We start from the raw sequence: 15306 nt of genomic DNA on the forward strand, positions 1-15306 counted from the left end.
AGGCGTGTGTCAACGCCCGTTGGCCAACAAGCGTTGACAGGCTTGCCCTGCGGCGCCTACGCTTGCCAACAAGCGTTGACCAACGTCTGTTTGCCAACGACCGCTGGCAAACGACTGTTGGCGCCCCAGGAGGCCCACATGACCGGCACCAATGGCACCACGGGAACCACCGACACCAACGCATCCACCTCAACCCCCACCCCCACCACCGCCCCGGTGATCGTCGTCGGCGCAGGCCCCACCGGCCTCCTTCTCGCCGGCGACCTCGCCACCGCCGGCGTACCCGTCACCCTCGTCGAGAAGCGGCCGCACCGGATCAGCAACCTCTCGCGCGCCTTCGTCCTGCACGCCCGCGCCCTGGAGCAACTCGACGCCCGGGGACTCGCCGACGGCCTGGAGGCCGTGGGCCGTCCCCTCGACCGGCTCCAGCTCTTCGGGCGGCTCGGCGTCGACCTCACCGACCTGCCCTCGCGGTTCCGCCATGTGCTCGTGCTCCCGCAGTACGAGGTGGAGGAGGTGCTGGAGCGACGCGCGGTCGAGGCCGGCGTGGACTTCCGTTACGAGACCGAGGTGACCGGACTGGCCCAGGACGGCGACGGCGTGACCGTCGAGGTCCGCGGGCCCGGCGGGCGGGCGGAGTCGCTGCGGGGCGTCTACGTCGTAGGCGCCGACGGGATGCGCAGCGAGGTGCGGGAGGCGATCGGGGTGCCGTTCCCGGGGCGGTCGGTGATCCGGTCCGTCGTGCTGGCGGACGTGCGGCTCGCCGAGCGGCCCGGGACGCTGCTCACCGTCAACGCCGTCCGGGACGCCTTCGCCTTCCTGGCGCCCTTCGGGGACGGCTACTACCGCGTCATCGGCTGGCGGCGCGGCCACGAGGTCTCCGACCGTGAGCCCCTGGACCTCGACGAGGTCAGGGAGATCACCCGGCTCGCCCTCGGCCGTGACTACGGGATGCACGACGCCCGCTGGATGTCCCGCTTCCACAGTGACGAGCGGCAGGCGCCCGCCTACCGGGTCGGCCGGGTCTTCCTCGCCGGCGACGCCGCCCACGTCCACACCCCGGCCGGCGGTCAGGGCATGAACACCGGCCTGCAGGACGCGGCCAACCTCGGCTGGAAGCTCGCCCAGGTCGTGTCCGGCCACGCTCCCGAAGCCCTCCTCGACACCTACCAGGCCGAACGCCACCCCGTCGGCCGGTCCGTGCTCCGCAGCAGCGGCGGCATCATCCGGCTCGCCATGGCGCACCGCCCCTGGACCCTCGCCCTGCGTGCCGCGCTCGTCACCGTCCTCGACAGGGTCGGTCCCGCCCGCCGAAGGGCGGCCGGCCGGATCACAGGCATCGGCTACCGCTACGCCGCTCCGCGCGGCTCCCACCCTCTGGTGGGCACCCGTGTCCCGGACGTGGCCCTCGCGGGCGGCGGCCGCCTCTACGAGGCGCTGCGCGGCGGCCGCTTCGTGCTGATCGCTCCCCGCTCCCACGACGTCGGCCCCGACCGCGCCGCCCGGCTGACCGCCGCCCGCTGGGCGAGCGACCGCCGTACGGCCGTGCTGGTGCGCCCCGACGGACACGTGGCCTGGGCCGCCGACAGCGCCGACCCCGCCGCGATCGAGTCCGCGCTCGCCGCACACGTGGGCTGATCGACCCACCCGGCACAGAGGTCTTGTCCCTGCCCGGGCAAGCCCGCGCACCCTGCGCCTCGGTCAGCAACCACCCCGGTAGACATGCCGGTTGGGGGCGCCAGGGCAGGCGTGGGGCCGCTCGCGCTAGCCGGGTGGCGACTGACCGAGAGTGGTCTGCTGATCGCGCCCGTCGCCCTCCTGACCGAGGGAGCGCCACCCGCGCCACCGCGCCACCCGTGCCACCCGCGCTGGACGGCCGGGCCGCCGGCCGCCACCGGCCACCGGCCACCTCGCCCTGGCCCCGCGCCGACGGCGAAGGGGCACCCGGCGGATTGCCGGGTGCCCCTTCGCGCGCAGGTGCGAGGCGGTTACGATCCGGCCGCCGCCGCGTCCGCCGCCTGGGCCTTCAGAGCCCGTTCGACGCCCGCGCGGGACTCCGAGACCAGCCGGCGCAGGGCCGCGCTCGGCTCGGCGGAGGCCAGCCAGGCGTCCGTCCGGCGCAGGGTGTCCTCGGACACCTGGATCGCCGGGTACAGGCCGACGGCGATCTGCTGGGCCATCTCGTGGGAGCGCGAGTCCCAGATGCCCTTGACCGCCTCAAAGTAGGTGTCCGTGTACGGCGCCAGCAGCTCGCGCTGGTCGGTCTGGACGAAGCCCCCGATGACGGCCTCCTGCACGGCGTTCGGCAGCTTGTCGGACTCGACGACCGACGCCCACGCCTCCGCCTTGGCCTCCGGGGTCGGCCGGGCGGCCCGGGCGGTGGCCGCGTGCCGCTCGCCGGCGGCCGTCCGGTCACGCTCGTACTCGCTCGCGATCTCCGCCTCGTCGAAACGGCCCACGGCCGCGAGCCGCTCCACGAACGCCCAGCGCAGCTCCGTGTCGACGACCAGGCCCTCCACCGTCTGCGAGCCGTCCAGCAGGGCGTCCAGCAGGTCGAGCTGCTCCGGCGTCCGGGCCGTCGCCGCGAAGGCGCGGGCCCAGGCCAGCTGGTGGTCGCTGCCCGCCTCGGCGGCGCGCAGATGGGCCAGGGTGGCGTCGGTCCAGCGGGTGAGCAGGGTCTCGCGGGCGGCCGGGTCGGCGTACAGGTCGATCGCCAGCTTCACCTGGCGGTGCAGCGACTGCACGACACCGATGTCGGACTCCTTGCCGATGCCGGACAGCACCAGGGACAGGTAGTCGCGGGTGGCGAGCTCGCCGTCGCGGGTCATGTCCCAGGCCGAGGCCCAGCACAGGGCGCGCGGCAGCGAGTCGGCGAAGTCGCCCAGGTGCTCGGTGACGAAGGCGAGCGACCGCTCGTCCAGGCGGACCTTCGCGTACGACAGGTCGTCGTCGTTGAGCAGGACCACGTCCGGGCGGCGCCGGCCGGCCAGCTGCGGTACGGCGGTCAGCTCGCCGTCGACGTCCAGCTCCACGCGCTCGACGCGCACCAGCCTGCCGCTCGCCTCGTCCCGCTCGTAGCAGCCGACGGCGATGCGGTGCGGGCGCAGGGTGGGCTCGCCCTTCGCGCCGGCCGGGAGCGCCGGGGCCTCCTGGCGGACGGCGAAGGAGGTGATGACCCCGTCGGCGTCCGTCTCGATCTCCGGGCGGAGGATGTTGATGCCCGCCGTCTCCAGCCACTTCTTCGACCAGGTCTTCAGGTCGCGGCCGGAGGTCTCCTCCAGGGCGCCCAGCAGGTCGGACAGACGCGTGTTGCCGAACGCGTGGCGCTTGAAGTACGCCTGCACGCCCCGGAAGAACTCGTCCAGGCCGACGTAGGCGACGAGCTGCTTGAGGACGGAGGCGCCCTTGGCGTAGGTGATGCCGTCGAAGTTGACGAGCACGTCGTCCAGGTCGCTGATCTCCGCCATGATCGGGTGGGTGGAGGGCAGCTGGTCCTGGCGGTAGGCCCACGTCTTCATCGAGTTCGCGAAGGTGGTCCACGCGTGCGGCCAGCGGGAGTCCGGCGCGTACGCCTGGCAGGCGATGGAGGTGTAGGTGGCGAACGACTCGTTCAGCCACAGGTCGTTCCACCACTCCATGGTGACCAGGTCGCCGAACCACATGTGCGCCAGCTCGTGCAGGATGGTCTCGGCGCGCATCTCGTAGGCCGCGTCGGTCACCTTGGAGCGGAAGACGTACTGGTCGCGGATGGTCACCGCACCGGCGTTCTCCATCGCGCCCGCGTTGAACTCGGGGACGAAGAGCTGGTCGTACTTCCCGAACGGGTAGGCGTAGTCGAACTTCTCCTGGAACCACTCGAAGCCCTGCCGGGTCACCTCGAAGATCGCGTCGGAGTCGAGGTACTCGGCGAGGGAGGGCCGGCAGTAGATGCCGAGCGGCACGCTCTGCCCGTCCTTCTCGTACACGCTGTGCACCGAGTGGTAGGGGCCGACGATCAGGGCCGTGATGTACGTCGAGATGCGCGGCGTCGGTTCGAAGACCCAGACGTTGTCCTGGGGTTCGGGGGTGGGCGAGTTGGACACGACGGTCCAGCCCTCGGGCGCGCGCACGGTGAACTGGAAGGTGGCCTTCAGGTCCGGCTGCTCGAAGGAGGCGAAGACGCGGCGGGCGTCCGGCACCTCGAACTGGGTGTAGAGGTAGGCCTGGTCGTCGACCGGGTCGACGAAACGGTGCAGGCCCTCGCCGGTGTTGGTGTACGCGCAGTCGGCCGCGACCCGCAGGATGTTGCGGCCCTGGAGCAGGCCCGGCAGCGCGATCCGCGAGTCCTTGAAGACCTCGGCGGGGTCGAGCGGGTCACCGTTGAGGGTGATTTCGTGGACGACCGGGGCCACCAGGTCGATGAAGGACTCGGCGCCGTCCTGGGCGGTGTCGAAGCGCACCGTGGTCACGGACCGGTAGGTGCCGCCCTCCTGTGCTCCGGAGAGGTCGAGATCGATCTCGTACGAGTCAACGGTGAGCAGCTGCGCCCTCTGCTGCGCCTCTTCGCGAGTCAGGTTTGTGCCAGGCACGCGGTCATCTCCTCGTGATGTGTGGGTGTGGTCATCCTTCCACGTCACATCTCCGTCGGACGCCTCCTGGGCGATCCCCGAGGCCGCGGCGCGGCCGAACGCGTTCGACGGCCCGTGCGTGGCGCTCGTCCACGTCCGGGCCGTCGGGTACGGCTGCCCGCTGTGCGGGGCGGAAGGCGCGCTAGCCGCGCAGCTCCGCCGCCACCAGCTCCGCGATCTGGACGGCGTTCAGGGCCGCGCCCTTGCGGAGGTTGTCGTTGGAGAGGAACAGCGCCAGGCCGTTGTCCACGGTCTCGTCGCGGCGGATGCGGCCCACGTACGACGGGTCCTTGCCGGCCGCCTGGAGCGGGGTGGGGATGTCGGAGAGGGCCACGCCCGGGGCGCCGGACAGCAGCTCGGTCGCGCGCTCCGGCGACAGCGGCCGGGCGAAACGGGCGTTGACCTGGAGGGAGTGGCCGGAGAAGACGGGGACGCGCACGCAGGTGCCGGAGACCTTCAGCTCGGGGATCTCCAGGATCTTGCGGGACTCGTTGCGGAGCTTCTGCTCCTCGTCGGTCTCGTTCAGGCCGTCGTCGACCAGGTTGCCGGCGAGGGGGAGCACGTTGAAGGCGATGGGGCGCTGGTAGACGGCCGGCTCGGGGAAGTCCACCGCCCCGCCGTCGTGGGTGAGCTTGTCGGCGTCGGCGATCACCTTCTGCGCCTGGCCGTGCAGCTCCGCCACGCCCGCGAGGCCCGAACCGGACACCGCCTGGTAGGTGGCGACGACCAGCGCCTGCAGGCCGGCCTCCTCGTGCAGCGGCTTCAGCACCGGCATCGCGGCCATCGTCGTGCAGTTCGGGTTGGCGATGATGCCCTTGGGCCGGTTCACCGCGGCGTGCGGGTTCACCTCGGCCACGACCAGCGGCACGTCGGGGTCCCGGCGCCAGGCCGAGGAGTTGTCGATCACCACGGCGCCCTGCGCGGCGACCTTCTCGGCCAGCGCCTTGGAGGTCGCGCCGCCCGCGGAGAACAGCACGATGTCCAGGCCGGTGTAGTCCGCCGTCGACGCGTCCTCCACCGTCACGCCGTCGAGGACCGTCCCCGCCGAGCGGGCCGAGGCGAACAGGCGCAGCTCGGTGACCGGGAAGTCGCGTTCCGTGAGGATTCTGCGCATGACCGTGCCGACCTGACCGGTGGCTCCGACGATTCCGACCCTCACCATGACTCCCTACGTACGTGTGCTGTGCGTGCGTGTGCGCTCGGCCGAGCCTTTCCATCATGCGGCCGACCCCGACCCACGTGTCCAGTTCTTTGCGCGGCGTGCCCGAGGAGTGGGACGGGCGGGCCCGCCCCACGGTTGCGGCCCTTCGGGCCGCACCCGCGTTGAGCTGCAGAAATTCGCCCGGCGGGGCCCGCGGGCCGCAAGCTGTGCTGCCCCGCCCCTGCCCGGTCCGGCCCGGCGCATACGGCGATGTGACGTAAGCCTCTGCTCCGCGGCGTGGAGTCCCGGGGCCGCGGACCGAACGTTCCGGGCGGCCGCGGCGTCGTAGAGGGGACACGGTGAGGGGGTGGCTTGTGCTGCGCGGAAGGGCGCGCCGCGGGCGCGGGACGGACCGGGGTGCGGACGATCCGCTGGACGCGGACCAGGAGCGGCGGGTGCGGGCGGTGCTCGCGCTCGGCGGGGTACCGCAGGCGGACCTGCCGGACGGGGTGCAGCAGGTCCGCCTGCGGCTGCTGGAGCGCGCCGCGAGCGGGCAGGAGGCGCCGCGGGACGTCTCGGCGTGGGCCGCGGTGGTCGCCTCCCGCCTGGCGATGGACTGGCACCGGGCCAAGCGGCGGCAGGAGCGGCTGGGGGAGCGCCTGGCGGCGCTGCGGCCGGCCGAGCACGCCGCGGGCGAGGAGGCCCGGCTGCTCTCCCTCGCCGTCGCCCAGGGCGTGGACGAGCTGCCGGACGCCCAGCGGCAGGTCCTGGTGCTGCGCTTCTACGCCGACCTGCCGGTCCGCTCGATCGCGGAACAGCTCGGCCTTCCCGAGGGCACGGTCAAGAGCAGGCTGCACACTGCGGTCCGGGCGCTGCGCGACCGGCTGCACGAGAACGAGGTGGTGTGACATGGCCGCCGCAGACGGGCGCCACGACGGCGTCGACCCGCTGCTGGCCGCGCTCGCGGACGAGCCGCTGCCGCCCGGGGCCCGCGCGGACCCCGCGTTCATGGCCGCCTACCGGGCGTCCCGTGCGGACCTGGACCTGCTCCGCCGGCATCTGCACATCGTCGGAGACGCGCTGGCGGAGCCGCCCGAGCCGCCCGGGTCACGGCCCCACCGGGCAGGCGAGGGGTGGCAGGAGGGCCGTCCGGCGGACAGGCGGCAGCGGACCCGTCCGGCCGGTGAGCGCCCGGCGGGCCGCCCCGCCCCGGAGGCCGGGCGGCGGTCGCGGGGGCGGCGGGGCGTGCGGGCGTTCGTGCTCGGGGCCGTCGGCGCGGTCGCCGTGGCCGCCGTCGGGTCCGGTGTGCTCGGGCCGGGGTGGCTCGCGGCGCCGGGCGGCGGCAACGACAAGGCGAGCAGTGCGGACAGGGCGAGCGGGGACGAGAAGGCGAGCGGTGACGCAGGGGCGAAGGGTGACGGCGAGGCGGGCGCCGGGCGGGGTCCCGGCCCCTCCTTCGCCGCGCCCGGCTACCTCGCCTGCGCCCGCCTGGTCGTCGAGGGCGACGTCACCGGCGTCCGGCCCGTCGCGGACACCGGCCGGGAGCGGGTCACCCTGCGCGTGACCCGGTCCTACAAGCCCGCGAAGGGGAGGGCCGAGGTCACGTTCCCGGTCGACGGCCCCGGCGTCTTCCGACGCGGCGAGCACGTCCTGGTCGGCATCCCGGGGCGCGCCGCCTCGCCCGACCTCTGGGCCGTGGGCGAGCGGGACGTCGCCCGCGAACGGGCCGCCGTCGAGCGCACGTTGCCCGAGTCGGCATCCCTTCCCTGCGACTGAACCCCGGCCTGTACGCCGGCACCGCCCCCGGGCACAGGCCGGGCGGGTCCGCACCCGGGCGCCCCCGGACGCCCCCGGATGCCCCCGGACAGGGGCCGGCGCGGCCGCCCGCACCGGCACCGGCCCCGGACACGGCAGTGCGCAGCCGCTCGCGGCATCACCCACCCCGGGGGCGGCTGGGGGCGGCCCCCCGGCATCTGCGCTCCCCGGGGGCGGGTCCGGTGCGGCGCCCGCGCCCGCACCCCCCGGGGTGGGTCCGGCGCGCCGCCCGCGCCACCGCCCCCGACACGGCCGAGGGGCGGGCGTCCGTCCGGACGCCCGCCCCTCCTGTGCGTGTATCGCCTTACTGCGTGACCTTCTCGATCTTCACGCTGCCCAGGCCCGCGACCGTGCCGCGCGCGTCGACCAGCTGCACCTGCCCGAAGAACTCACGTCCCTCGGGGGCCGCGGCCGCGGCCGTGACCTGCCCGGTCACCGTGGCCGATTCGCCCGTGCCCAGCTTGACCGGCGCCGAGCCGTCCACCGTGACGGTGCCGAGCGCGGAGGAGAAGAACACGTCCCGGTAGTCGTACGCCGTCGAGCCGGACGGCACCGAGTAGCCGACGACCTCGACGGTGTAGGTGCCGGCGGCCGGCTTGGCGATGGACACCGCCTCCTCCGAGTCGCCGTCCGCGGACTGCGCGACCTTCTTGCCGCTGGCGTCGTAGACCGTCAGGTCCAGGTCGGCGGCCGTGTCGCTGACGTTGCCGATGGCGACGTCCAGCGACTGGGCGCCCTCGGGGACGACCACGGTCGTGGTCTGCTTCTCGGCGTTCTTGATGGTGGGCCGGGCCGTCTTGGACGAGCCGAGCGGGCCGCCGACCAGCTTGCCGTCGAGCGGCGCGAACTTGTTGGTGACCTTCCAGGAGGCGGTGGCCGGGGTGCCGACCTTCGCCTCGGGCACGGTCACGGTCTCCGGGTCGAAGACCGCGCCGAGGACGGAGACGTCCAGCTTGTAGGGGTTGTCGAGCAGCGGCGAGGTGCGGCGCGACTCGACCTCGATCTCCCACACGCCCGGCTGCGGGTCGGCGTAGGACCGCACGTCGGGCTTGCAGCCGTTGCCGTCGAGGTAGTTGTTGTAGCAGTACGGCGTGGAGGTGTTGTCGGCCGGAGTGCCGTACGGGTGGATGGCGATGAACCGGGTCTGGCTCTTGTCCGCCAGCCCGCCGATCGCGACCTCCAGCGACTTCGCGCCCTCGGGCACGGTCAGGAAGTACGACCGCGTGCTGTTGCGCTGCACCGACCCCGACGTGGAGTAGGTGTAGGCGACCGGCGACGCGACCACGACGGTGGTCAGGATCTGCTTGTCGACGCCCTCGGTGAACGGGTCGTCAACCTCGAGGATCGCGCTCTTGACGCCCGCGGAGCGCGGAGCGGCCTGGACCCGCACGGTCACCGGCTGGTTCAGCGGCAGCTTCACCAGCGGCGAGCCGACGATCCGGAAGGTGTCACCGGCGTTGTTCGCGAACTCCAGCGTGTGCCAGACCCCGCGGTCGGGGCCGGAGGTGCGCGTGACGGTGACGTCGTACGTCTTCTTCTCGCCGGCCTTGAGACCGCCCTCGCGGTCGTACAGGCCGGTGCCGAAGCCCGGCGTCTTCAGGAACTGGTCCAGCGCGGTGTCGACCGGGGCCCTGACGGTGTAGTCGTGGGCGGTCGCGTCGAAGCGGATCGCGTCCCAGGCGTCGACGACGTCGATGCGGCCCGCGCCCTCCTCGTAGGCCTGGACGCCCTTGATGTGGTGGGCGGTCGAGGTCAGCGCCGTGCGCAGATCCGCGGGCTTGAGCTCGATGCCCTCCCGCTTCGCCGCGCTCAGCAGCAGCGCGGAGGCGCCGGTGGCCTGCGGGGACGCCATCGAGGTGCCCTGGAGCATGGAGTAGCCGGCCGGCAGCGAGTAGCCCGCCTCGGCGACCGGGGAGCCCGGCAGCCAGGTCTGGGTGGTGTTGATCGCGGCGCCGGGGGCGACGAGGGTCGGCGTGAAGCCGCCGTCCTCACGCGGGCCGCGCGAGGAGAAGGGCATCATCGCGTACGGCTTCTCCACCGCCGAGCCGTAGTTGGCGGCCCAGGTCTCCTTGGAGATGCCCGCGCCGACCGAGATCACCTTGTCGGCGAGGCCGGGGTCGCCGATGGTGTTGGCGCCGGGGCCGGAGTTGCCCGCCGAGATCACCAGCTGCACGCCGTAGGTGTCGATGAGCCGGGTGTAGAGCTCGGCGCGCGCGTTGTTGCCGTCGTTGAGCGCGGGGAGGCCGCCGATCGACATGTTGACGATGTCGACGCCCCGGTTGACGACGAGGTCGATCATGCCCTCGGTGAGCGCGACGTTGGTGCAGCCCCCGCTCCAGGTGCAGGCGCGCGAGGAGACGAGCTTCGCGCCGGGCGCGGCGCCGTTCATCTTCCCGCCGAACAGGCCGTTGGCGGCGGTGATGCCGGCGACGTGGGTGCCGTGCTCCGACTCGATGACGCCGATGTTGACGAAGTCGGCCTTCTTGCCGACCCAGGACCCGCCGTAGGGGTCCATCGAGACGTCCTTGCGGATCTGCACCACGAACGGCTGGCGCTCGACGACGTCCGTCTTCGGGTCGTCGGTGCCGAACCAGCCGATCTGGAAGCCGTCCTTGTACGGCTTCATCGGCTCGTCGTCGGTGAAGTCGTTGTTGTTGTTCAGGTCGACGCGGACCGTGCCGGCGGCGGCGTCGTACAGGACGCCCCAGGCGTCGGTCGTGTCGCCGTCGCGGTTCGCGTCGCCCTTGGCGTCGCCGCCCGCGGTGACGGACTCCCTGAAGGTGCTGACCTGGTAGGAACCGGCCGGAGCGGTCCAGGTCTGGTTGCCGTAGGTGAAGCTGGGCCCGGAGACGGAGGTCACCATCGGGCGCCAGGTGGCGTCGCCGTCGACAATGGGGTCCGTCGCCGTCACCCAGTCGACGATCTTCCGCTCGCCGGTGGTCGTCTTCTGCAGTGCCGGGTGGCCGAGGTCCACGCCGGAGTCGAGGATGCCGATGGTCACGCCCCGGCCGTCCGCCTTCGGGTTCTGCCGTACGAAGTCGACGGCGCCGGTCTCGAAGGAGGGGTTGTACGGGTTCGCGGCCGGGGTGTCCTTGCCGGGCCCGGAGTAGGTGGCCGCCGCGGTGCCCTGGGCGCCCTTGGCGGTGTCGGCGCTCGGCGTCGGGTCGTCGAGCGCGATCTCCTGCCGCAGGTCGATGGCGTGCACGGAGGACAGCTTCGCGGCGGCGGCGATGGCCGCGTCCGCCTCGGCCGTGGGCACGGTGGCGCGGACGTAGCCCAGCTTGTCGTAGGTGCGGCCGACGGAGCCGCCGTCGACCGCGTCGAGCTGCCGGGCGACCTGCTCGGTCTGCCCGGGCGCCGTCGCGACCATCATGGTGACGTTCTTGGCGCCGTCGGCCTTGGCCTCGGCGAGCAGGTCGGCGTCGTCCGAACCGAGCTTGGCGCTCGCCGACTTGACGGCCGGGTCGGCCGGGGAGGGGCTGTCCTGGGCGGTGGCCAGGGGAACGGGCCCGGCCGCGGAGAGCGCGGCCACCACGCCTGCGGCCACGGCGATGCGGGCCAGGCGTCTCGCGCCCGTGAGCGGAGCGCGCTGGGGATCGGAGGTCATCGGCATCCCTTGGAGGTAAAGGAACCAGGCGAGTTGCGATCGAGTCGATCGCCTCAGTCCGGATTTCGGAGCCGGACGATCGCTCAGCTTTACCCAAAGGAAAGTTGTTTGGGGAGAGTTGACCCTGACGGGATGGACTCATGGCGTACTTCCGCCATGCGCCACAGGGAAGATAGCCGTGCAAAGGGTGACGTGTCTCCCGATGGTGCCCCGTTCGGCCGGGGTGTCCGGCCGGCGCGGTCGCCGGCGGCCGGAGACCGTCGCGGGCGGCGACCCCGGCTTCGTCCGGGTGCTGTCGCCGCGCGAACCGCGGACCCGGCGGGACAGGGCCCGTCCGGCGGATCATCCGCGTCCGCGGCACGGTGCGCCGGACAGGCCGTAATGTCGCGGTGTGCGACAGAAGTTGAGGGTGGCGGCCTACGCCGTGTGCGTCCGTGGCGGGCACCTCCTGCTGGCCCGCGGCCGGGACGACGACGGCGTACCGGAGTGGACCCTGCCGGGCGGCGGGGCGGAACACGGCGAGGACCCCCACGACACCGTGCTGCGGGAGGTGGGGGAGGAGACCGGCTACCGCATCGAGATCGCAGGCCTGCTCGGCGTGGACTCCCTGCGCCACCGCGTCCCGCGCCGTCTCGGCCGCACCGTCGACCGGCACGCCGTACGGCTCCTGTACGAGGGCCGGATCACCGGCGGCGAACTGCGCCACGAGGTCGGCGGCACGACCGACATGGCGGCCTGGCACCCGCTGGACCAGGTGCCCGCCCTGCACCGGATCGCCCTGGTCGACACCGCGCTCGTGCTGTGGCGCGAGCGGCCGCCCACGGGTCGCGCGGCACGCCCCTAGGCCCTGGCGTCGAACTCCCGCCTGCCAGCTCTCCGGTACCCCGGAAGATGAACACCGCGTGACCGGTTCCGGGCCGCCCGGAGAGCGCTCGCGGACGCGCGTGGTGGGCCGAGATCCACGTACCGTGATCGGCGCCGCGCGTTGCCGTCGCGTTCACGCGCAGGCCACTCCCGGTGCGAAGCATCGAATGCGAGCGGGAAGTTCGCGGCAGCGAGCGCCCGTGACCACTGCCGACGCGTTCGCACCCGGGGAGACCGCGCCATGTCGCGCACACGCTCTGTCACCGCCTCCATGCCGGGGGTCCACCGGCGCTCCGTCCTCGCCGCCGCGGGAGCGGTGTCCCTCGCCGCGGGCGTCGCCCACGCCCTGCGGCCCACCGACAGCCAGGCCGCCACCGGTCACGGCGCCGGCGCCGAGGGCTCCGGCCAGGCGCCGGTGGCTTCCTCGCGCAAGGCCCCGGCGGCGCCCCTCGCGCCGTACACCAAGGGCACCACCGTCGCGGGCGTCGCCGCCCCCCGCACCGCGTCCGGCTACCGCCGGCTCGGCGACGGACCCGGCTGGCAGCGCGTGGTGCGCGGCGAGCTGGCCGCGCCCAAGTCGGGCCGCGCCGCCCGGCGCACGGCGCTCGCCGCGTTCGTGCAGTTCACCGACCTGCACCTGATGGACGTCCAGCACCCGCTGCGCCTGGAGTACCTGCGCTCCGGGGACCCGCACGCCTGGCGTCCGCACGAGGCGCTCACCGTGCCGGGCGCCGTCTCGCTGGTCGAGCGGGTCAATGCGCTGCGGGGCGCCCCCGTCACCGGCTCCCCGCTGCACTTCGTGATGACCACCGGCGACAACACCGACAACAACGCCCACTCCGAGCTGGAGTGGTTCATGAAGATCATGAGCGGTGGGCGCATCACGCCCAACTCCGGCGACCCGCGCCACTACGAGGGCGTCCAGAACAGCGGGCTGAAGCTGTACTGGCAGCCCGACTCGGCCACGCGCGACGCCGACAAGCAGCTCGGCTTCCCGCACCTGCCCGGCTTCCTGGCCGCCGCGATCCGCGAGGTCCGCAGCCCCGGCCTCAACCTGCCCTGGTACTCCACGGTCGGCAACCACGACGCCCTGCCGCTCGGCTGCTACGCGCACGGCGACTCCTACCTCACCGAGTACGCCATCGGCGGCCGGAAGCTCATGAACCTGCCGGCGGCCCAGGCGAAGAAGCTCCAGGACGCCGTCAAGAACGGCACGGACCCCAGGGGCGTGGACTTCCGCGACCTGCTCAAGTCCCACAGCCGCGACATGCGCGCGGTCACCCCGGACGAGAAGCGGGCCCCGTACACCCCCGCCGACTACCTCAAGGCCCACCTGGACCCGGCCCACGCGGGTCTCGGCCCGGCCGGCCACGGCTACTCCTCCGCCAACCTCGACGCGGGCACCCAGTACTACGGCTTCCGCATCGCCGACGACGTCATCGGCATCAGCCTCGACACCACCGACCCGAGCGGCCACTACGAAGGGTCCGTCGGGACGGCCCAGTTGAAGTGGCTGGACCGCACACTGCGCGAGAACAAGGACGCGTACGTGGTCGTCTTCAGCCACCACACCAGCAAGACGATGACGAACACCCGCCCCGACCCGACCCGCCCGGGCGAGCGCCGGCACAACGGAGCCGAGGTGGTCGCCCTGCTGGGCGGCCACAGCAACGTGCTGGCCTGGGTGAACGGCCACATCCACCGGAACGTCGTCACCCCGCACTCCGCGTCCGGCGGACACTCCTTCTGGGAGATCTCCACCGCCTCGCACGTCGACCACCCGCAACTCGCCCGTGTCGTGGAGCTGGTGGACAACAAGGACGGCACCCTGTCGCTGTTCACCACGCTGGTGGAGTCCGCGGCCCCGCACCGCACGGACTTCGCCGACCTGAGCCAGACCGGACTGGCGGCGCTGTACCGCGAGCTGGCCTTCAACGCGCCGGGCGCCAACAAGGCGCTGGCGGGCGATCCCGAGGACCGCAACACGGAACTGGTGCTGAAGAAGGGCTGAGCGGCGGCGGGGCCCGGGACCCCGGCGCACGAGGAGGGCCCCGTTCGAGCGGTGGCCCCTCCCCTCCCCTCCTGGCGATCCGGTGGCTCCCTACCGGGGCAGCACCACCACGTACGCGGCGGGGTCCCGGTCGGCCGCCGCCATCAGCGCCGTACGGATCACCGTCGCCTGCTGGTCCATCGTGTCGCGCAGCCTTCGCGGGGTGATGTGCACAACCGTGATGCCGAGACGCTCCAGATGCTCCCGCTTGCGGGTGTACTCCGACCACCCGGCCTCGTCCTCCGGCCGGTCGCCCGGGCGGGGCGCGCGGGTGTCCAGCTCGACGGCGACCGCCCGCTCCGGCCAGTACGCGTCCACGCCGCCCAGGTGAGGCCCGCCCGGCAGCCGCAGGTCCACGTTCCACACCGGCTCCGGCAGGCCGTACTCCCGCACCATGCGGTACAGGCGGGTCTCCGCGAGCGCCCGCCCCTCGGCCAGCAGCGAGTTCACCGCGTCCACCACGTGCGCCCGGCTCAGCAGCCGCGCCTCGGTCAACTCCCGTACCACCGAGGCGGGTTCGCAATACCCGCCGCGCACCGCCTCGGTCAGCAGCCGCCGTACGGCGTCCCCGTCGGTCAGTTCGGCCACCGCGTCCGCGAGGGCGCGCGGCACCGGGGCCACCGGCAGGCCCGTGACCGTCTCGGGCGCGGGCAGGGCGGCGGTGCGGACGATCCGCGCCGGGCCGGCCGAGCGCACCCGGCGCAGCCGCGGCACCAGCACGTCGATCCGCTCCAGCGACGGCAGCGGCGGCGCGGCGCGGAAGCCGTGCAGGGTCAGCGCCGCCAGGCCCGTGATCAGCGCCTCCGCGTACACCGGGCGGTGCGGCTCGCCCGCGGTCGGCTGGACCGGCACCCCGGGGGCGGTGTGCGGGACGGACTCGCGCGCCGCGTACATGAGCACCGCGTGCAGCCGCTCCTCGCTCGTCGGCGGGCCCGGGTGGAGCAGGTAGACGCCGGGGAGGAACTGCTGCCAGCTGCCGCCCGGGCGGCACCGCTCGTCGGCCTCGGCCGCCGAGACGCCGTGGGCGCGGAGCTGAGCGGCCGTCAGAACCCGCCGGGGGCCGTCGGCGAGGTGGCGGAGGGGGCGGGGGGAGAGGGGGGTGTTGTGGTTCATGCCCCGGGGATTCCCGTGTCCCATCCCTCCTTTAACCCCTGTTACACGCCTGTCGGCAAACCCGGACAGGCCCGCCCTGAAGGACGGGTGTTCGGGTGCCGAAAACCCC

General features: G+C 73.4%; 9 protein-coding genes. 5 read left to right on the forward strand and 4 right to left on the reverse strand.

Annotated features, from left to right (window positions below):
- Positions 1–138 precede the first annotated feature (138 nt).
- Complete coding sequence (locus tag ACIQ9G_RS01540) at positions 139–1638, forward strand: FAD-dependent monooxygenase (RefSeq protein WP_403604626.1); 1500 nt, start codon at positions 139–141, stop codon at positions 1636–1638.
- Between the two features lie 350 nt (positions 1639–1988).
- On the opposite strand, the gene pepN is transcribed toward ACIQ9G_RS01540, so the two are convergent.
- On the reverse strand, positions 1989–4568 hold the full coding sequence (gene pepN / locus ACIQ9G_RS01545; RefSeq protein WP_403604629.1) for an aminopeptidase N: 2580 nt from the start codon (positions 4566–4568) through the stop codon (positions 1989–1991).
- Between the two features lie 181 nt (positions 4569–4749).
- A complete protein-coding gene (locus tag ACIQ9G_RS01550; RefSeq protein WP_403606706.1) occupies positions 4750–5766 on the reverse strand; it encodes an aspartate-semialdehyde dehydrogenase in 1017 nt (338 codons plus the stop codon).
- Between the two features lie 356 nt (positions 5767–6122).
- Here ACIQ9G_RS01550 and ACIQ9G_RS01555 point away from each other — a divergent pair, with 356 nt between their 5' ends.
- Entirely contained in the window at positions 6123–6656 is a 534-nt protein-coding gene (locus ACIQ9G_RS01555) for an RNA polymerase sigma factor (protein WP_403606711.1), read from the forward strand.
- Between the two features lies 1 nt (position 6657).
- Positions 6658–7524, forward strand: coding sequence for a hypothetical protein (locus ACIQ9G_RS01560; RefSeq protein WP_403604632.1), 867 nt, complete (start codon positions 6658–6660; stop codon positions 7522–7524).
- Positions 7525–7867: 343 nt separating this feature from the next.
- On the opposite strand, the gene ACIQ9G_RS01565 is transcribed toward ACIQ9G_RS01560, so the two are convergent.
- Complete coding sequence (locus ACIQ9G_RS01565) at positions 7868–11170, reverse strand: S8 family serine peptidase (protein WP_403604635.1); 3303 nt, start codon at positions 11168–11170, stop codon at positions 7868–7870.
- A gap of 391 nt (positions 11171–11561) precedes the next feature.
- Between ACIQ9G_RS01565 and ACIQ9G_RS01570 the strand changes: the two genes are divergently transcribed.
- Both ACIQ9G_RS01570 and ACIQ9G_RS01575 read left to right on the forward strand, forming a co-directional pair.
- Positions 11562–12014 (forward strand): NUDIX hydrolase, encoded by a 453-nt coding sequence (locus ACIQ9G_RS01570; RefSeq protein WP_403604638.1) that lies wholly within the window; start codon positions 11562–11564, stop codon positions 12012–12014.
- Positions 12015–12275: 261 nt separating this feature from the next.
- Positions 12276–14045, forward strand: a complete 1770-nt coding sequence (locus tag ACIQ9G_RS01575) for a TIGR03767 family metallophosphoesterase (RefSeq protein ID WP_403604641.1) — start codon at positions 12276–12278, stop codon at positions 14043–14045.
- A gap of 90 nt (positions 14046–14135) precedes the next feature.
- Here ACIQ9G_RS01575 and ACIQ9G_RS01580 read toward each other — a convergent pair whose 3' ends face one another.
- Positions 14136–15197 (reverse strand): hypothetical protein, encoded by a 1062-nt coding sequence (locus ACIQ9G_RS01580; RefSeq protein ID WP_403604644.1) that lies wholly within the window; start codon positions 15195–15197, stop codon positions 14136–14138.
- Between the last annotated feature and the right edge of the window lie 109 nt (positions 15198–15306).

It is taken from the genome of Streptomyces sp. NPDC096152 (assembly GCF_044763235.1).
In the GTDB taxonomy this organism is placed as follows: Bacteria; Actinomycetota; Actinomycetes; order Streptomycetales; family Streptomycetaceae; genus Streptomyces.